Raw genomic sequence first — 19,290 nt, 5'->3', positions numbered from 1 at the left:
TGGTTGTGTAATCATTTCATGAATACGAGATAGACTGCGGCTATGAGACAGAGGAAAGCCAGACAATGGTTCCAGTGGAGCTCTTGTCCTTGAAACATCACATTGGCAATCACAGCGAAGACAATCAGCGAGATACACTCTTGGATGACCTTCAACTGTACCAGCGAGAATGGCCCACCGTTACCCTCGAAACCAATGCGGTTGGCAGGTACCTGACAGCAATACTCGAAGAAGGCTATGACCCAAGAAAAAGCAATGACCCCGATGAGAGGCCAATTGCTACTTGTTCCAGTCTGCTGTAATCGCAGATGTCCATACCATGCGAACGTCATGAAGATGTTGCTTAAAAGCAACAGACATACGGTATATATTCCGTTCATTCGATTACTGCTTTTTCAGATATTCGTCCATGTGGGCTGCTGCACGACGTCCGTCACCCATGGCGAGGATGACTGTTGCGCCACCGCGCACGATGTCACCACCTGCGAAGATTTCCTCACGGGCAGACTGCATACCTTCATTGACAACGATCGTGTTTTTACGACCGAGTTCCAGTCCGGCAATGGATTTGGGAACCAATGGATTGGGAGATACACCTACTGCTACAATGACCTGATCGACATCAAGGGTGACAGTCTTTCCTTCTACAGCAACAGGTGAGCGGCGTCCTGAAGCATCTGGTTCGCCCAACTCCATCACTTGAAGAACGGCAGCCTTGACGGCTCCCTTGTCATCGGTCAGATACTCAATAGGATTGTGGAGGGTCAGGAAGTTGATACCTTCCTCCTTGGCGTGCTTCACCTCTTCCAGACGGGCAGGCATTTCCTGTTCGCTGCGGCGATAGACGAGGGTTACGTTTCCTCCCAGTCGTTTAGCGGTTCGGCAAGAGTCCATGGCGGTGTTTCCTCCACCTACCACCAATACATTCTTACCGAAGTTGATGGGAGTGTCGGTATTGGGGTTTGCAGCATCCATGAGGTTGACACGAGTCAGGTATTCGTTGCTCGACATGATGTTGATAGCGTTTTCTCCAGGAATGCCCATGAAGTTAGGCAGTCCAGCGCCCGATCCCACGAAGATTCCCTTGAAGCCCTCTGCTTCAAGTTGTTCTACGCTGATTGTCTTTCCCACGATGACATCGGTCTGGAAATTGACGCCCATCTTCGAGAGGTTTTCTATCTCTACATCGACGATGCGGTTGGGGAGTCGGAATTCGGGAATACCATATTTGAGTACACCGCCAATCTCGTGTAGCGCCTCAAAGACATGGACCTCATAGCCTTTCTTAACCATATCGCCAGCAAAGGAGAGTCCGGCAGGACCTGATCCTACTACGGCAATCTTTATGCCGTTGGCGGGAGCAATTTCAGGAAGACTGCTATTGCCGCTCTCGCGCTCATAATCGGCCGCGAAGCGCTCCAGATAGCCGATGGCTACTGCAGGTTCGTTCATCTTCAGGTGGATACATTTGCTCTCACACTGTTTCTCCTGTGGACATACACGTCCGCAGACAGCAGGTAGGGCAGAGGTGTTTTTCAGCACCTTTGCAGCTGCAAGGAACTGTCCGCGCTCTATATTTTTAATGAACGAAGGGATGTTGATGTTTACAGGACAGCCTTCCACACAGGTGGGTTTTGCGCAGTCCAGACAGCGTTTGGCCTCGGTCATCGCCATGGTCTTGGTGAGGCCGATGTTGACCTCTTCGGTACGTGTTGTTGCACGATAGACAGGGTCGAGTTCGGGCATCTTCACGCGCTCAATCTGAGTACGCTCTTTGGGTTTCATGCTCTTGCGGAGTTCATCTCGCCATGGTGCATTGCGGTCGATAAGCACTTCCATGGGTTCGTCGGTAGGCTCTACGTCCATCTCCACGTCGGTGTTTTTCTTCTGCTTGTCGCATTTCTTGCATGCGTTGAGGTGTTCTTCAAAGTGTTGCAGCTCTTCCTGCTCAGCCTCTTTGAAAGTACCCATGCGCTTGAACATCTCATCCCAATCAACGAGTGCACCGTCAAATTCAGGTCCGTCGATGCAGACAAACTTGGTTTTACCACCGATGCTCAGGCGACAGGCACCACACATACCTGTACCATCCACCATGATGGTATTGAGTGACACCTCGCAAGGAATATTGTGCTTCTGTGCGGTGAGGTTTGAGAATTTCATCATGATAGGAGGTCCGATGGCAAACACCTTATCGATGTGTTCCTGTTCTACGAATTTCTCAATACCAATGGTCACCACGCCTTTCTCGCCATAGCTGCCATCGTCGGTCATGATGATCACTTCGTCGCTGCTTTCACGCACTTTGTCTTCCAGAATGATGAGGTCTTTAGAGCGGCCTGCCATGACTGACAATACGCGGTTTCCGGCAGCTTTGAGTGCCTGGATGATGGGCAGCATAGGAGCCACACCGAGTCCACCTCCAGCACAGACGACGGTGCCGTAGTTTTCGATGCGTGTGGGGTTGCCCAGTGGTCCTACCACGTCGGTAATATAGTCACCCTCATTGAGCATGCAAAGCTTTTTCGATGATAGACCTACTTGCTGTACGACGAGTGTGATGGTGCCTTTGGCAATGTCGGCACCGGCAATGGTCAACGGCATGCGCTCACCATTCTCACCGATACGCACGATGACAAAGTTGCCAGCCTTACGGCTTTTGGCAATCAGGGGAGCTTCTATCTCGAAGAGAAATACCTTCTCAGAGAATTGCTCTTTCCTTACGATTTTGTTCATGATGTTGGCTTGTATTGTTTTTGTTTAGTATGAGGCTTCTGTTTAGTCGATGATGTCGAAGCCAGTGTATGGTACGAGTGCCTTTGGAATGACAATGCCCTTCTCAGTCTGATTGTTTTCGAGAATGGCAGCCACGATACGTGGGAGTGCGAGAGCCGAACCGTTGAGAGTGTGGCAGAGCTCGATCTTCTTGTTGTCGGCACGACGATAGCGGCATTTCAGACGGTTGGCCTGATAGGTATCGAAATTGGAAACTGACGATACTTCGAGCCAGCGCCCCTGTGCTTCAGAATAAACCTCGAAATCATAGCAGATGGAGGAGGTGAATGACTGGTCGCCTCCGCAGAGCAAGAGGATGCGGTAGGGGAGTTCGAGTTTTTTGAGCAGTCCCTCTACGTGATCGAGCATTTCCTTATGACTCTGTTTTGAGTGTTCGGGCTTGTCGATGCGTACGAGTTCAATTTTTGAGAACTCATGCAGTCTGTTCAGTCCACGCACGTCTTTACCATATGATCCAGCCTCGCGACGGAAGCACTCAGTGTAGGCACAGTTTTTGATAGGAAGTTGCGACTCGTCGAGAATGACATCACGGTAGATATTGGTCACGGGCACTTCGGCAGTAGGGATGAGATAGAAATCATCTACCTCGCAGTGGTACATCTGTCCCTCTTTGTCGGGCAGCTGTCCAGTTCCGTATCCAGAAGCAGCGTTGACCACGGTAGGTGGCATGATTTCGGTGTATCCGCTCTTGCGTGCCTCGTCAAGGAAGAAGTTGATGAGGGCGCGCTGCAGGCGTGCACCTTTACCAATGTAAACGGGAAATCCGGCACCGGTAATCTTCACACCGAGGTCAAAGTCGATGAGGTTGTATTTTTTGGCAAGTTCCCAGTGGGGCACTTTTGCTTCATCGTTTTTGGGGTTGGCAGTCCATGTTCCCACGGTATCTGTTCCGTCGCATTCCTTCTGATTGCTCTTTACCACATGGTTGTCTTCTGCGGCTTTTCCTTCGGGCACTTCATCGTAAGGGATGTTTGGTATCTGGCAGAGCAGTTTTACCAGGGTTTCCTGTGCTTCACCCATCTGCTGTTCCAGTTGTTTAGAGGACTCTTTCATGGCTGCCACTTCTTTCTTGATGGCTTCCGCCTCTTCGCGTTTTCCTTCCTTCATCAGTTTGCCAATCTGTCCAGCCTGCTGTTTCTGTTCGCTTAGATTTTTGTCCAACTGCTGCTGGGTTTCACGGCGTTTCTTGTCCACGGCCAATACTTCTTCGATGGCCTCGCGTGCACCTTTGAACTGTTTCTTCTCCAGTCCGCTGATGACGTGTTCTGTTTCCTCGTTGATGAGTTTAAGTGTAAGCATAATTATGTGTGTTTATGAATTTTTTTCTTTTTTTTGCTATGCAAAGGTAACAAAAAGTTGCGAATTGGCGAAATGATTCCACCTAATTTATTTACGCATTATTTACGCGTTGCATGATGATGGAAGCCCATTTGTCGCGGTTTTTCGCACCTGTCAATGTAAGCCCGAGTTCCTTTCCACGTGCTTCAAGCAACGGAATATCTTCGGTATAGAATCCGCTTAGAATGAGTTTAGCATCTTGCTTCATGATTTGACAAAAGCGAGGCATGTCGTTGAGTAGGATGTTGCGGTTGATATTGGCAAGTACCAAATCGTAGTCGGCAGTTTTGGAGTCGAGTAGGGAGGCATCGCCACAGTAAACAGACAATTGACTGTCAACACGGTTGATAACGGCATTATGGCGAGTGTTGTCGCTACTCCATTCATCTATGTCGTAGGCAGTTACATGGTTTGCTTTGAGTTTTAGTGCAACAATGCCGAGAATGCCCGTTCCGCATCCCGCATCCATGACGCGTAAGTCTTTCATGGGCATATCGAGCATCCATTCGCAAATCATCTGGGTAGTCTCGTGGGTGCCCGTGCCGAATGCCAGTCGTGCATCTATTTCCACACTGATGTCGGCAGGTTGGGAAGGCAGGTGTCGCCCATCGTGAATCGCCAGTCTGTTGTTGCCTACGATGATAGGTTCGAAGCCTTCCTGTTCCCATTGCTCGTTCCAGTCTTTGTCTTCTGCCTCGCTTATTGTGTAAATTATATTGGTACCCATTATAGGGAAGTTGTTTACTATATCTTCGAGTGCTTGTCTATCGAGTAATGGTTGCTGTACGTAGCCCCGTATGCCGTGTTGCGTTTCTTCGAAGGATTCAAATCCTGCGTCGGCAGTAAGTGCTGCCAAAATGTCGCAAGCATCTTGCGAGAGAGGCGATAATTGGAAATCTACTTCAAAATACTTCATCTTATTGCTTTATTTTGGTGCAAAATTACAAAAAATAGGGAAAAACCTACCCCTTCTTAGGGAAAATCCCTAAATTTGCATGATATTTGATAATAAATTTGCAATGTGAAATTATAAAAAATGCAATGAGATATGAAGAAGATTATCTTAATGACAACGATTTTGGTGAGTCTCCCGATGCTCTCTATGGCACAGGATGACGATATGTATTTCGTTCCCACCAAGGAATCGAAAGCCAAAGAACTCAAATCCTACGGAATGCCCGCAGACACCTATTATTCTGGTAGTAAGAAATCATCGCGCGAGTACAATCGTCGTGCATGGTCTTCTGTTGCTCCCATTGATTCGGCAGGCAATGATATTATCAATTTCTCAGCCACAGAGGGTGTCTATCCTGATTCCGCATATTCAGAAGCCGACGACTACGCTTGTACGCGTAAGATGAGTCGTTTTGACGGTTATACGCCCAGTGAAGCCTATTGGGAAGGTTACCGCGACGGAAGATGGACAGGTGTGCGTCCGGGATGGTACGATGCTTGGTACGGTTCGTGGTATAGTCCTTGGCGTTCGTCATGGTACGACCCATGGTATGATCCCTGGTACTATAGTTCTTATTGGGGATGGTATTCACCTTATTATTATTCCACTTGGTACAGTCCTTGGCATTACGGCTATTACTGGGATCGTCCCTATTGGGGTTGGGGAGGAGGAGTCTATATCTCAGGTCCTGTGCATGCCGGCAGATCGTGGAGTCGCTCAGGCTATTCACATCATAAATACGCAGGCAATACCGACAGTAATGCCAACCGCCGTGGAGGTAGTCTGGCAGGCTATCGTGGTCAGCGTAATAGTAACATAGACTACGGCACCCGCGGTCAGCGTAACAATGTGCGCGATTTGGGCGGTTATCGTTCACGCTCTTACAACAGTAACAGCAACAGTTCCTACAGCCGTCCGTCTTACAGCAATGGCGGTTCGTCGTTTGGCGGAAGCAGCCGTTCTGGTGGTGGACGCTCAGTAGGAGGCGGTCATAACTATGGCGGACGCCGCTGATGCGTCATCGCTATTTGGTGAGAGATACAAATATTTTATCAACGAAAACAAAATACGACTATGAATATAAAAGCAATTACCGCTGTCATGCTGGCTTCTGCCGCAGCAGTTCAGATGCAGGCACAATCTGAGGTGCCAGCCGTTGGCGACTCGTATGATGCCGCAGCATTATCTACAGAAGACCTGAATGGTACAGCCCGTTATGTGGGTATGGGTGGAGCCATGGATGCGCTTGGCGCAGATATTTCCACAATCGGCACCAATCCTGCCGGTATCGGATTGTTTCGCAAGGGACAGGTGAGCACTTCGTTTGGCTTTGTCAATTTGCAGGATGCCGCCTCGTTTGCCAATGCCAACAAGACCAATGTGTCGTTTGACCAGATTGGTGTGGTGCTCAGCACCAGAACCGGTGTGAGCAGTTTCCTCAATTTTGGTTTCAACTATCACAAAAGCCGCAATTTCAATCAGATACTCACCGCTGCAGCCAAGTTGAATGGTTCGTCGCAGAGTTTGCAGACCACGCTCAAGGACATGAACGGACTGCTCAATAAGAATTCGTTGGCTTATTCGCAGCTTGACGATATTTATCTGGGTAATTTGCTGCTCCAAGAAGATCCTGATACGCATGAAAAATATGTTGTGGGTTATGGAGGCGATATGTACGACTTCAATCGTGCTACCTCAGGCTACATAGGCAACTACGACATCAATATCAGTGGTAATAAAAAAAACCGCCTCTATCTTGGTCTTACCATAGGTATTAGCGATGTGCACTATAAGGACTACAGCGAGTATTACGAGACTTTACAGCCAAACCAAGATCAGATAGAAGGTGTGCTCATCAGCGATCAGCACAATATTACGGGAACAGGTTTCAATATCAAGGCAGGTGCCATCTTCCGTCCCATTGAAGAGTCTCCCTTCCGCATCGGTCTCTCTGTAGCTACTCCCACCTTCTATAAGCTCACCACAGAGAACTACACCACTATTGGTTCCAATGTTGATAAGTCGGCAGCCAGTGAGGATTTCCGTTTCAATACGCCATGGAAGTTTGGCATAAGCCTCGGTCACACCATTGGTAATCAGATTGCCCTTGGAGCCGTTTACGAATATGCAGACTACGGTTCGTGTGACATGCGCACCATCGACGATGCCTATTACGACTACTACGATGGCTATCATGAGAATAGCAGTAGTGAGTTTTATATGAACCAGTTGACCAAGAAGAATCTCAAAGGTGTGAGCACTATCAAACTCGGAGGCGAGTTCCGTCCTGATAAGAGTTTCGCCATTCGTTTGGGTTATAACCACGTGACACCGATGTTTAACAAAGGTGCTGTGCGCGACCAGACCATCGACTCTCCGGGTGTCTATTATGCTTCGACCACCGACTATACGAACTGGGGGGCAACCGACCGTATCACGGCAGGTGTAGGTTTCACCTTCGACAAGTTCCGTTTAGACTTGGCTTACCAGTATAGTCAGCGCAACGGCGATTTCTATCCCTTCATGAGTTATTATTCAGCCGATTATATTGATGCCGACAATGTGCGTCAGACCGAGGTCAATGAGTGTTCACCTGTTAGTGTGAGCGACAAGCGCCATCAGGTACTCTGCACCCTCTCATACAGTTTCTGACCAATCTTTATCTACATAAATTTGAGAGTTGCTCCCATCGAAAGTTAAGTTCGATGGAGAGCACTGAAAAACCTCTCAAATTCTTTTATGTCTAAAAATAATGCTCATGTGTAGGGCGCTTTGCTCGCATATGTGCATTATTTTTTTGTACCTTTATAGCATATTTAGAGAGATATGCTGGCCACAATAAGAAACATTCCAGTTTACCGATTATTCCGGTCTATATGGCAAGGTCGTTCCACAGAAGCACTTGCTTCGCCAAATTAATGACCTTGTAGACTTTTCATTTGTTTACAAAGAACTTGTTTCAAGTATCTGTACAGCTACCTCCACAGGGTTTGTCGGGAGCGTCACTATTTCTCTTCATTTCTTCAAGCAGGAATTTGGGCGTGAATCCCTTTTTGCTCTTCGCCACTTCTTCTGGTGTACCGGCAGAAAGCACCTCACCGCCTTTTCGTCCGCCCTCCGGCCCCATGTCGATGATGTAGTCCGCTTGGCGGATGACGTCGAGGTTGTGCTCTATGACGATAACGGTATTTCCACGATCTACCAGTTTCTGTAAAACATCCATAAGGATTCTGATGTCTTCAAAATGAAGTCCCGTGGTTGGCTCGTCAAGGATATAAAGGGTTTTGCCCGTATCTTTTTTCGACAGTTCTGTGGCAAGTTTTATGCGCTGGCTTTCACCTCCAGAGAGCGTTGTCGAAGGTTGTCCGAGTTTGATGTATCCCAATCCCACATCCTGTATGGTTTTGATCTTCCTCAAGATATCGGGCACATTTTCAAAGAATTCGACGGCCTGGTTGATGGTCATGTCTAAGACATCGGCAATAGATTTTCCCTTGAACCTCACTTCCAGCGTCTCCCTGTTGTATCGCTTGCCATGGCAGGTTTCACACGGAACTTGTATGTCGGGCAGAAAGTTCATTTCTATCGTTTTGTATCCGTTTCCACCACAGGTTTCACATCTTCCGCCTTTGACATTAAACGAGAAGCGTCCTGGCTTATAACCTCGAATCTGTGCTTCTGGCAGATTCACGAAGAGTGATCGTATGTCGGCAAAGACTCCCGTATATGTGGCTGGGTTTGATCGTGGAGTGCGTCCTATGGGACTCTGATCCACATTGACCACCTTGTCGATATGCTCCAGTCCTTCAATACTGTCGTAGGGCATGGGTTTTTGCAACGAACGGTAGAAATGCTGGGAGAGGATGGGGTAGAGCGTTTCGTTGATCATCGTTGATTTTCCCGAACCGCTGACTCCTGTGACGAGAATCAGGCATCCTAAAGGAAACGAAACATCGATGTTCTTGAGGTTGTTGCCTCGGCATCCTCGCAACGTCAGCAACTGGCCGTTGCCTTTTCTGTGGCGTCCTTTTTGCAACTGTTGCTCGCCTTTGAGGTATTGGGCGGTGATGGTATTGGTGTGCATCATCTCCTCAACGGTTCCCTGGAAGACCACCTCTCCACCTTTTCTTCCTGCTTTCGGCCCAATATCCACAATATAGTCGGCATTGAGCATCATGTCGCGATCGTGCTCCACTACGATGACCGTATTGCCGAGGTCGCGTAGCTCTTTCAGCGAACGGATGAGTCTGTCGTTGTCGCGCTGGTGCAGTCCGATGCTTGGCTCGTCAAGGATATAGAGCACATTGACCAACTGTGAACCGATTTGCGTGGCAAGACGTATGCGCTGGCTTTCACCTCCCGACAGCGTTGCTGCCTGTCTGTTGAGCGACAGGTAGTCAAGACCTACTTCAAGGAGGAAATCTATTCGTGTGCGAATCTCCTTGAGTATTTCTGTGGCAATCTGCCGTTGTTGGTCGTCCATGTGGTTTCCCACCTCGTTGAGCCATTCGCGCAGTTCTACCAAGTCCATATTGGCAAGCTGCGAAATGTTTTTATCCCAGATGCGATAGGAGAGTGCTTCCTGATTGAGCTTTTGTCCTTTACATTCCGGACATACACATTCGGCAAGAAACTGGTCCGCCCATTTCTGTCCGTTGTTGCTCTCGCCATTTTCCATCACATCATGCAGATATTTCACTACACCGTCGAAATCTACGAAGTAGTCACTTGACGTATGAACCAGTTCTTTGTCGATGCGCACCGTTTCCAACGAACCGTAGAGTATTTCGTTGAGCGCATCATCGGGGATGTCCTCAATTTTTGTTTTTAGCGTACAGTCGTATTTCTTGAGGATGGCATCGATTTGCCAGAATATCATTTGGTTTTTGTATTTTCCTAATGGCACGATGGCTCCCTCGTAAATGCTCATATTGCGTTTAGGAATCACTTTACCGAGATCTATTTCATTGATGTATCCCAGCCCTTTACAGCGAGGGCACGCACCTTGCGGTGAGTTAAACGAGAAGGTGTTGGGGGCGGGGTCGCTATAGGAGATTCCCGTTGTTGGACACATCAGCCGGCGTGAGAAATACTTGACCGCTCCCGTGTCGTGATTCATGACCATCAGCAGACCGTCTCCTTGTTTCATGGCGATGCGGATGCTCTTCTTGAGTCGTTCGTCATCGTTGCCTTTGACAGCCAACCGGTCGATGACCACTTCGATATCGTGGTTTTTATAGCGGTCCACCTTCATGCCCCGTGTGATTTCTTTCACTTCGCCATCCACTCTGATATGGAGATAGCCCTTTCGCCGCATACTTTCAAAGAGTTCGCGGTAGTGACCCTTTCTGCCTCTTACCACAGGAGCCATGATAAGGATTTTGCAGCCGCTATAGTCGGCTGCCACCATGTCGATGACCTTCTCTTCTGTGTATTTCACCATCTCCTCGCCAGTTGCGTAACTGTAGGCTTTGCCTGCTCTGGCGAAGAGCAGACGCAGGTAGTCGTAGATTTCAGTCGTTGTACCTACGGTAGAACGGGGATTCTTGTTGGTAGTCTTTTGTTCGATGCTGATAACGGGCGACAGACCTGTTATCTTATCCACGTCAGGTCGCTCCATGCCTCCCAGGAAGTTACGGGCATAGGCAGAGAAGGTTTCAATATAGCGGCGTTGTCCTTCGGCAAAGATGGTGTCGAAGGCCAATGACGATTTACCCGATCCGCTCAGTCCGGTGATCACGGTTAGGGAGTGGCGTGGAATCTCCACGTCTATGTTTTTTAAGTTATGGACGCGAGCGCCCCATACGTTTATTTTTTCGTCGTTGTTCATCTCATTTCAGTTGATTCGTTGAATTGTCGCAGTAAGGTCACGGCTTTCTTGATGTCGTAGTCGCGACCGTCGCCGCCTTTGGCCACCACACGCACAAAATAGACTCCGTCTTTCGCGGGATGTCCTCCGCTGCTACCGTCCCATCCTCCTGCTACCTCGCTCCATTCGTAGAGGCGTTGCCCTTTCCGATTGAAAATGGTGGCACGAAACGAAACGATGTTTTCATAGTTCGACTTCGCCTGATAGATGTCGTTGATGCCATCACCGTTTGGCGAGAAGGCATTGGGCATTTCCAAGCGGCTCTCCGTTGTTTCGCTGTTGTCCGTTTGTGCACAGACGGGCAGTGAGAGAAGGAGAAAAAGTGACGTTGTCAGTGCTATTTTGAGTGTCATATACTAATATTTTTGCAAATTTACGGAAAAATGTAGATTTACCGCATCTTTTTTTGTAATTTTGTAGGCGAAAGACTAAAATATGATGGAAATGAAGAACGGAATATTACGTCAACTCCTCTTTCTTGGCCTCTTTGCCTTCATGGCAGAGACAGCCTGTGCGCAGCTTAATTCTTACCGCGAGCTCCATAAAGTGAAGCGTAAGGAAACCATTTTTGGTATTGCCAAAGACAATGGGCTCACCATTGAGGAACTCATCAAGGCAAACCCGGAGATGAATACGCCAGGCTATGAATTGAAGAAAGGCGAATATATCAAAATTCCCTGGCCGTCTAATCATCCCTCGGCAGGAAATTCAGCAGGGGCAACATCAGAAATCAAAATGCCCGCTAAGCCGCAAGTACAAGACTGTGACATGACGCTGCGTGAAATACGCATCGGCATCATGTTACCCTTGCACGATATTAACGGTGACGGCAAGCGCATGACAGAATATTATAGAGGTGTACTCATGGCTTGCGATAGTTTGAGAGCCAACGGTATCTCTACCGATGTGAGAGCATGGAATGTGGCTGAAGATTCAGACATCAACAAGTTCTTGCAGGATCCCCATGCTGCCGACCGCGATTTGATTATCGGTCCGCTCTATTCTAAAATGGTGAAGCCCATGAGTGATTTCGTGAAGAAGAATGATATCCGCCTGTTGATACCGTTCTCTATCAATGCGCCGGAACTCACTACCAACAGAAATATCTATCAGGTGTTTCAGTCGCAGGATTTGCAGAATGATTCCTATATCACTCATTTCCTGCAACGCTTCTCCGACTGCCATACTGTCATCATTGATTGCAACGATACCACCAGTAAGAAAGGTAATTTCACCTTCCCCCTTCGTCGTCGTCTCGAAGCCAAGCACATGACCTATAATGTGACCAATCTGAAATCGGGCGAAGAAATGTTTCGTAAATCGTTCAGCATGACCAAGCGTAATGTTGTTGTTCTGAACACGGGGCGTTCTCCACAGCTCGGTGTGGCTCTGGCACGCCTCAGCGGACTCAAGACCATATACCCGGAAATGCAGATCACGCTCTTTGGCTATACCGAATGGATGCTCTACACCCGTCATCAACTCGATAATTTCTACCGTTTCGACACCTATATCCCGGCAACGTTCTATATGAATCCCCTGTCGTCGAAGACCGATAGAATCAATCTCAAATACCGGTGGAATTTCCATGCCGATATGATGAACGCCCTTCCTCGGTTTGCCATTACGGGTTTCGACCACGCCTATTTCTTCATCAAGGGACTCCATCTCTACGGTAAGAAGTTTACCGGAGCATCGGGCATGGTAGGCTACACGCCTATTCAGACACCACTTCATTTCGAGCGTCTTGGAAACGGCGGACTGCAAAACAAGAGTACACTCTTTGTACACTTCACCACAGGACGTAAAACTGAAATCATCAAGTTCTAACACCATAGGAAGGACATGAAAAAACAGAAACTGACAATAAGCGCCACGCAGAAGTGCCGATACATACTCATACTCACAGGACTGGTCATCGCCACAAGACTGTCAGCACAGGTAGGCGACTATCGTAACGAGTTTGCCATCGGTGTAAACGGTGGCATGATGATGAGTAGCGTAGGCTTCTCACCTCGCGTTCCGCAGAAACAGCTCGCTGGTTTAAGCGGCGGTATCACCCTGCGTTACACGTGCGAGAAATATTTCAAAAGCATCTGTGCCGTTGTGGCAGAAGTCAACTACGTACAAACAGGATGGAAAGAAGATATCCTCGATGTCAACGACAACCCCTGCTTCTATGCTGACGATCCCGACCATCCGCTCTACTATGAGCGCAAGATGAACTATGTGCAGATTCCTGTCATGGCACGACTGGGGTGGGGACGTGAGCGCAATGGACTGCAAGGCTTTTTCCAGTTAGGTCCGCAGGTGGGTTTCTTCCTCAACGAGAAGACCAATACCAATCTTGTGAAAGGATACGAACCGACAGAACAGCGTGCTTCCTACATCACAGCGCAAGACACGATGGCGGTGGAGAATAAGTTCGACTACGGTATCGCCGTAGGAGCCGGAATGGAATATTCACACCCCAAACTGGGACACTTCCTGCTCGAAGGCCGCTATTACTATGGACTCGGCAATATCTTTGGGAATACCAAGAGTGATTATTTCGGTAAATCCAATTTCGGACAGATCGTCGTCAAGTTAACCTATCTTTTCGACGTGTTTAAAACCAACAACTCTAAAATCAAATAAATATTTCTATGTTTAAAAACCATCCAAAAGGTCTGCTACTTGCAGCACTCAGCAACATGGGTGAGCGCTTCGGCTATTACATTATGAATGCCGTGCTCGTGCTCTTCCTCTGCTCTAAATTCGGCTTGTCTGACGAAACAAGCGGTGTGATTTACTCTTTCTTCTATGCCGGCATCTATGTGCTAAGCCTAGTGGGCGGTATCATTGCTGACCGTACACAAAACTACAAAGGCACCATCATGACTGGTCTTGTGGTGATGGCTCTGGGCTACGTCATCCTGTCTGTGCCTGTTATGGCAACCAGCAATAATGTGTCGTGGCTGCTGCCCCTGACCTGTTTGGCACTGTTCTTCATTGCCTTCGGTAACGGTCTGTTTAAAGGCAACCTTCAGGCGATCGTCGGTCAGATGTACGATAATTTTGAAGCAGAAGCTGCCAAAAAAGGCGAAGAAGCACTCCGCATCGCCAAAGGTCAGCGTGACTCTGGTTTCCAGATCTTCTATGTGTTCATCAACATTGGAGGACTCGTTGCACCTTTCGTAGCTCCCATGCTTCGCTCATGGTGGTTGCAGGTCAACAACCTCAGTTATGATGCTTCGCTGCCAGCCCTCTGCCACCAGTATATCAACAATGGTGCAGCGCTTTCGGCAGATGCCCTCAACAATCTGGGTGAGTTGGTGACCAAGGTGGGAGGACAGACAGGCGGAGACCTGACAGCGTTCTGCTCTCACTATCTGAACATCTTCAACACCGGAATCCACTATTCCTTCATTGCATCGGTAGTGGCCATGCTGATTTCGCTGGTCATCTTCATCTCTTCTCGTAACATCTTCCCCACACCAGGTAAGAAAGAAGCCGTTAAGGCAGAGGAATATACCGAAGAGGAAAAGCGCGAAATGGCAACAGAAATCAAGCAGCGCATGTTCGCCCTCTTTGCTGTGTTGGGTATCGCCGTATTCTTCTGGTTCTCATTCCACCAGAATGGTATGTCACTCAGTCTCTTCGCACGCGACTTTGTGGTTACCGACACCATAGCTCCTGAGATTTGGCAGGCAGTAAACCCATTCTTCGTTATTGCCCTCACACCGGCCATCATGTGGATTTTCGGAAGTCTGACACGTGCCGGACGCGCCATCTCTACCCCACGTAAGATAGCCTACGGTATGGGTATTGCCGGATTGGCTTATCTCTTCCTTGCCATCTATTCTATGATGCAGGGTTATCCCTCAGCCGAGGAATTCAAGATGATGGGCGATACCGCTAAGGCTACCATGAAGGCAGGACCTTGGGTTCTCATCGTCGTATATTTCTTCCTCACCGTAGCAGAACTGTTCATCTCACCACTGGGACTTTCGTTTGTTTCAAAGGTAGCCCCCAAACACCTGCAGGGTCTCTGTCAGGGCTTGTGGCTCGGTGCCACAGCCGTAGGCAACCTCCTCTTGTGGATTGGCCCGTTGATGTACAATAAGTGGCCCATATGGATGTGCTGGTCCGTATTCCTCGTGGTCTGCCTCATTTCCATGGGTGTCATGTTCGGCATGGTCAAATGGCTTGAACGCGTTACAAAATAAACATTTTATCATCACGGCGCATCCTCATCAAGGGGTGCGCTTTTTTTTCTTATCACGCCTATGTCTATAGGAGTCCTTGTCGTTACCGTGTGGCTCACACTGGTAGAACTCAATTGCGAAAATCTCTTCGATTACGAACACGACCCAGGGAAAAACGATACCGAGTGGGTAGAAGGTGGCGTACGCCGTTGGTCGCCTCAGCGCTATTGGCTGAAACAGCGCCATATTGCCCAGGAGATCATGTCGTGCAGTAACGATACCGCATCATGGGGACTCCCTAATCTCATCGCGTTGACAGAAGTGGAAAACGACCGCGTGCTCCATGATCTCACCCGTCGGTCATTACTTCGCAATGCAGGATATCATTACCTCATGACAGAGTCCGCCGACAGTCGTGGAATTGACGTGGCACTCTTATACCAGCCATTAGTCTTCCGTCCCCTCTGTTACGATTGTCTGACAGTAGAACCCATGGAAGGCATGCGTCCCACGCGCGACATCCTCTACGTCAAGGGGAAATACATCTCTGGCGACACCCTCCATATCTTTGTTGTCCATGCCCCCAGCAAGCTGAGTGGTGCTCGCTCGTCACAGTTATGGCGACAAAGCGTATTGCAACGCATCACTACCGAGGCAACCCGCATCCAAGTGCAGTCGCCAACAGCCAAAATCATCATCACAGGCGACTTCAACGATGTTGCAGACAGTCCTGTGCTCACAGCATTAGAAGCACACGGCTACCATAATATCAGCAAGGGAGTTAAGGGCAGACATGGTGTTGCGAAAGCCTCCTACCGTTATCTTGGCCATTGGCAAGGCATCGACCACATCTTCGTCAGCCCCTCGTTATTGCCCCATTTGGAATACTGTCATATCAATGACGCCCCCTTCCTTCTTGAACCAGACAAAAAGTATGGCGGTGACAAACCGTTTCGCACCTACAACGGATACCGTTTCCAAAATGGTTTCAGCGACCACCTCCCCCTTGTCGTCCGTTTCCAATTCCAACGCCATTAATGTCGCATTCCACCCGAATTTTATCACACACATTTGCACCATATCAAAATTATTTATTAATTTTGCAACATCTATTCATTAACACGAGCAGAATATGAAAAACAAATGGTTTATTTTAGTTTGTGCACTGTTGGCGATAGAAACCAGCGCCACAGCACAACTGCTGCGCACCAATGTTGCGCAGGGAGAGATTGAGGGTGTCAGCCGCAACGGCCACGCCCTGTATATGAACATTCCATACGCAGAGGCACCTATAGGCAACCTGCGCTGGAAGGCTCCCGTGCCGAAAAAACCGTGGACAGGAGTGTACAAGGCCGACAAGTGGGGCAACCGCCCCCCACAACCAACCGACCCCAACCAGAACGGCAACGAGATTCCAATGAGTGAGGACTGCCTGTACCTGAGCGTTGAGACACCCGCAAAGTCATCTGATGAGCGCCTGCCCGTGTTTGTGATGATTCACGGCGGTGGTTTCCTCACCGGATCGTACAGCGGCACGCAGGAGAGCTTTGTCCGTGAGGGCATCGTTTATGTCAGCATTGAGTACCGCCTTGGAGCACTCGGCTTCATGAGTCATCCGGAACTCAGCAAGGAGGCTGGTGGCCTCTCCGGTAACTACGGAATACTCGACCAGATAGAAGCCCTGCGATGGGTGCACAACAACATTGCGGCCTTTGGCGGCGACCCTGAGAAGGTGACCATTGCCGGCGAGTCTGCAGGAGCTATCTCCGTGAGCATCCTCTGTGCTTCGCCGTTAACCAAGGGACTGTTCCGCGCCGCCATCTGCGAGAGCGGAAGTTCGTTCTGGCCCGTCGGTGAGAAGCGCGACGGAAATGTCGCCGTGTGTACGGTGCGTAGTGCCGAGCAGGCCGGTATCGGTTTCCAAAAGCGCCTCGGCAAGAAGAACCTCAAGCAAATGCGCAAGGTGCCGTTCCAACAGCTCGTTGACAACACCCAGCCGGATATATTCTGGCCTGTGGTTGACGGCCATGCCATCATAGACGACCAGTACAAGCTCTACGAGGCTGGACAATACAACGACGTTGACATCCTCATCGGCACCAACTCCGACGAAGGCTCCTTGTTCGCGTTCCCCATGCCCGTCGAAGCCTATCAGAAACGGGTCAAGGACATCTATGGCGACTGGGCCGACCGTCTGCTGGAGATATACCCCGCCACCAACGAACAGGAGGCCTGTTTCGCGCTGTCAGACATCTTCCGCGACGGTAGCTTTGCCTGGGGCACCTACGCCTGGGCCAACCTGCAGACCAAGACCGGTAAGGGACGTGTATATATGTACTACTTCGACCAAGACTCCGAAAACACCATTCTCCGCAGCAAAAGAGGCGGTGCCAGCCATGTTGCTGAGATGCCGTTCATCTACGGATTCAGCTTTAAGGGCGGTCGCATGACCGATACCGAGCGTCACATGCAGCAAATCATGTCGCGCTATTGGATTAACTTCACCAAGACAGGTAATCCCAACGGTGACTCGCTGCCCTATTGGACTACCTACAAACAGGACAAACCCACGGTGATGATCATCCATGAGGGTTTCCACCTCGACCGCCTGCCCAACCAGCGCCAGATGGACTTCTTTGAAGCATTTTTCAAGAGTCGCAGGAAATAGAATATGATAATATACAAAGAACCTATCAAAAAGCAAAATGATGAAACATGGGGGCAGATTCCTGTCCCCATGTTCTTTTTTTGCGAAGCAACTAAAATCCACGGATTACACGGACGACACGGATTCTAGTTAAAGATTTTTGTTTAATATTCTAATTAAAACCTCACCTGTTTCTGCAGACAATGATGAAATAACAATTGGTCAGTTAATAACTGACCAATTTGATAAAGCAACACTGGAAGCTTTCCTTACAGTGCAGTTTACCCATCATTATGAGATACTTAGACGATCAGAGTCAATTAATGAACGTCTTTTTTATATAAGGCGTGTTGCAAGTGAGTTTTGGAGTGTTGACAAACTTAAATATAATATCCGTGACAATCCGCGTCATCCGTGTGCGTTTAGGAAACTGTTATATTGTTATATTGTAACGCTTGGGGGTGATGTCGTTTGCCTGTCCCCGTGACATTATATCCGACGTTCCGTTATGACATTGACCTTTCTCTGTGGCATCTTAAAAAAAACGTTTTCCAAAACTGTAAAACTGTAAAACTGTAAAAACTGCTATTTTCCCAAAATAACTCTAAAAACTTGGAACATATCGTTAATATTCGTATATTTGCAACGTACAATGGTTCAAATACAGAAAATAAATTTTTCATATTTAAAGGATTTAAAAGAGGCCGTATGTGAATACCGCCTCTCTTCTTTTTATACTTTTGCCTTCAACAAATTTTCTGCGACATTAAATTTTAGTCAATCCTTCAATCACCTGTTGGCGGTTTTTGCCATCCTGCCGATAACTCACGTGAATCCAGAAGGTTGTGCTCTTGACGCTCGCACGCTCGAAGATGAGCTGGTCAAACTTCTGATCCATCAACCAACACAGCCATTGACGACCTACTGCCGTGGATGGCAATACGATGTCTGCTGCTTCACCAACGAGGTGCTGACTCTTGCTCACACCGCCCACCGCCTGGTTGAGCGACGGACAACGGTAACCCGAACTGATGATGATGGGACAACCGGCATACTGGCGCAGGGGCTCTAACACATGCCGGCAGAGTTGCTGAAGGTTGCTCACTACCGCCAATGAAGGCGTGTTGTCAATGCCTAATCGCTTCGCCATGTAGGAGTTGGTAAACTCCGACAAGCGGAAATGCTCTGAAAGAATGATGTCTTTTGCCATGATCAGAATACGTTGGTAGAATGAAACTTCACGATGTCCTTGATCACCACATCCTGATAGATGCTGTCGTTATACTCTCGTGCGTTAAACCGCAGCGCACAATACACGAGGTCGCCCTTGCTGTATTTCCCCTGGTTGCCCAACAGGGTAGCAGCGAAAGTGTCTTCATACTGACTGCCAATCTCTTGCAGTACGATGATGGACTTACTGATCTGAGAGCCATCCTGCTTACGGATGGTGGTAGGTTCTGACTGTGAGATTACCTTGAAAAGTTCTTTCATAATGTTT

The 19,290-nt window shown here is 48.6% G+C and carries 15 protein-coding genes; 7 read left to right on the top strand and 8 right to left on the bottom strand.

The features are described 5' to 3' along the window. Positions 1-11: 11 nt before the first annotated feature. From CIK88_RS00850 to prmA, 4 genes are all read right to left on the bottom strand, one after another. On the bottom strand, positions 12-380 hold the full coding sequence (locus tag CIK88_RS00850; RefSeq protein ID WP_094390414.1) for a DMT family protein: 369 nt from the start codon (positions 378-380) through the stop codon (positions 12-14). Between the two features lie 4 nt (positions 381-384). After that, positions 385-2,736, bottom strand: coding sequence for a bifunctional dihydroorotate dehydrogenase B NAD binding subunit/NADPH-dependent glutamate synthase (locus CIK88_RS00845; protein ID WP_094433996.1), 2,352 nt, complete (start codon positions 2,734-2,736; stop codon positions 385-387). Positions 2,737-2,778: 42 nt separating this feature from the next. Further along, positions 2,779-4,095 carry a serine--tRNA ligase gene (gene serS / locus CIK88_RS00840; RefSeq protein ID WP_094433995.1) on the bottom strand — a complete coding sequence of 439 codons (1,317 nt, stop codon included), beginning with the start codon at positions 4,093-4,095 and terminating at the stop codon, positions 2,779-2,781. 91 nt (positions 4,096-4,186) lie between these two features. Continuing rightward, positions 4,187-5,050 (bottom strand): 50S ribosomal protein L11 methyltransferase, encoded by an 864-nt coding sequence (gene prmA / locus CIK88_RS00835; RefSeq protein ID WP_094433994.1) that lies wholly within the window; start codon positions 5,048-5,050, stop codon positions 4,187-4,189. 132 nt (positions 5,051-5,182) lie between these two features. On the opposite strand from prmA, the gene CIK88_RS00830 reads away from it, so the two are divergent. Both CIK88_RS00830 and CIK88_RS00825 read left to right on the top strand, forming a co-directional pair. After that, positions 5,183-6,103 carry a hypothetical protein gene (locus CIK88_RS00830; RefSeq protein ID WP_254046360.1) on the top strand — a complete coding sequence of 307 codons (921 nt, stop codon included), beginning with the start codon at positions 5,183-5,185 and terminating at the stop codon, positions 6,101-6,103. A gap of 60 nt (positions 6,104-6,163) precedes the next feature. Beyond that, positions 6,164-7,741 (top strand): OmpP1/FadL family transporter, encoded by a 1,578-nt coding sequence (locus CIK88_RS00825; protein WP_094433993.1) that lies wholly within the window; start codon positions 6,164-6,166, stop codon positions 7,739-7,741. A gap of 307 nt (positions 7,742-8,048) precedes the next feature. Here the strand turns inward: CIK88_RS00825 and uvrA are convergent, their stop codons facing one another. Both uvrA and CIK88_RS00815 read right to left on the bottom strand, forming a co-directional pair. Further along, complete coding sequence (uvrA, locus tag CIK88_RS00820; protein ID WP_094433992.1) at positions 8,049-10,919, bottom strand: excinuclease ABC subunit UvrA; 2,871 nt, start codon at positions 10,917-10,919, stop codon at positions 8,049-8,051. Then, positions 10,916-11,311, bottom strand: coding sequence for a gliding motility-associated C-terminal domain-containing protein (locus CIK88_RS00815; RefSeq protein WP_094433991.1), 396 nt, complete (start codon positions 11,309-11,311; stop codon positions 10,916-10,918). The genes uvrA and CIK88_RS00815 overlap by 4 nt, the downstream gene beginning before the upstream one ends. 82 nt (positions 11,312-11,393) lie before the next feature. On the opposite strand from CIK88_RS00815, the gene CIK88_RS00810 reads away from it, so the two are divergent. The 5 genes from CIK88_RS00810 (at position 11,394) to CIK88_RS00790 (ending at position 17,813) form a co-directional block, all read left to right on the top strand. Further along, positions 11,394-12,788 carry a LysM peptidoglycan-binding domain-containing protein gene (locus CIK88_RS00810; RefSeq protein WP_371591460.1) on the top strand — a complete coding sequence of 465 codons (1,395 nt, stop codon included), beginning with the start codon at positions 11,394-11,396 and terminating at the stop codon, positions 12,786-12,788. A gap of 15 nt (positions 12,789-12,803) precedes the next feature. After that, a complete protein-coding gene (locus CIK88_RS00805; RefSeq protein WP_094390421.1) occupies positions 12,804-13,595 on the top strand; it encodes a porin family protein in 792 nt (263 codons plus the stop codon). Positions 13,596-13,603: 8 nt separating this feature from the next. After that, complete coding sequence (locus tag CIK88_RS00800; RefSeq protein WP_094433990.1) at positions 13,604-15,166, top strand: peptide MFS transporter; 1,563 nt, start codon at positions 13,604-13,606, stop codon at positions 15,164-15,166. A 60-nt stretch (positions 15,167-15,226) separates the two neighbouring features. Further along, positions 15,227-16,183 carry an endonuclease/exonuclease/phosphatase family protein gene (locus tag CIK88_RS00795; protein WP_094433989.1) on the top strand — a complete coding sequence of 319 codons (957 nt, stop codon included), beginning with the start codon at positions 15,227-15,229 and terminating at the stop codon, positions 16,181-16,183. A 94-nt stretch (positions 16,184-16,277) separates the two neighbouring features. Beyond that, positions 16,278-17,813 (top strand): carboxylesterase/lipase family protein, encoded by a 1,536-nt coding sequence (locus CIK88_RS00790; RefSeq protein ID WP_094433988.1) that lies wholly within the window; start codon positions 16,278-16,280, stop codon positions 17,811-17,813. 745 nt (positions 17,814-18,558) lie between these two features. On the opposite strand, the gene CIK88_RS00785 is transcribed toward CIK88_RS00790, so the two are convergent. Further along, positions 18,559-19,002, bottom strand: coding sequence for a D-Ala-D-Ala carboxypeptidase family metallohydrolase (locus CIK88_RS00785; protein ID WP_094433987.1), 444 nt, complete (start codon positions 19,000-19,002; stop codon positions 18,559-18,561). A 2-nt stretch (positions 19,003-19,004) separates the two neighbouring features. After that, a complete protein-coding gene (locus CIK88_RS00780) occupies positions 19,005-19,283 on the bottom strand; it encodes a hypothetical protein (RefSeq protein ID WP_094390427.1) in 279 nt (92 codons plus the stop codon). Positions 19,284-19,290: the final 7 nt, after the last annotated feature.

The organism is Prevotella sp. P5-50 (assembly GCF_002251295.1).
In the GTDB taxonomy this organism is placed as follows: Bacteria; Bacteroidota; Bacteroidia; order Bacteroidales; family Bacteroidaceae; genus Prevotella.
This window is presented reverse-complemented; position numbering and strand designations above follow the sequence as displayed.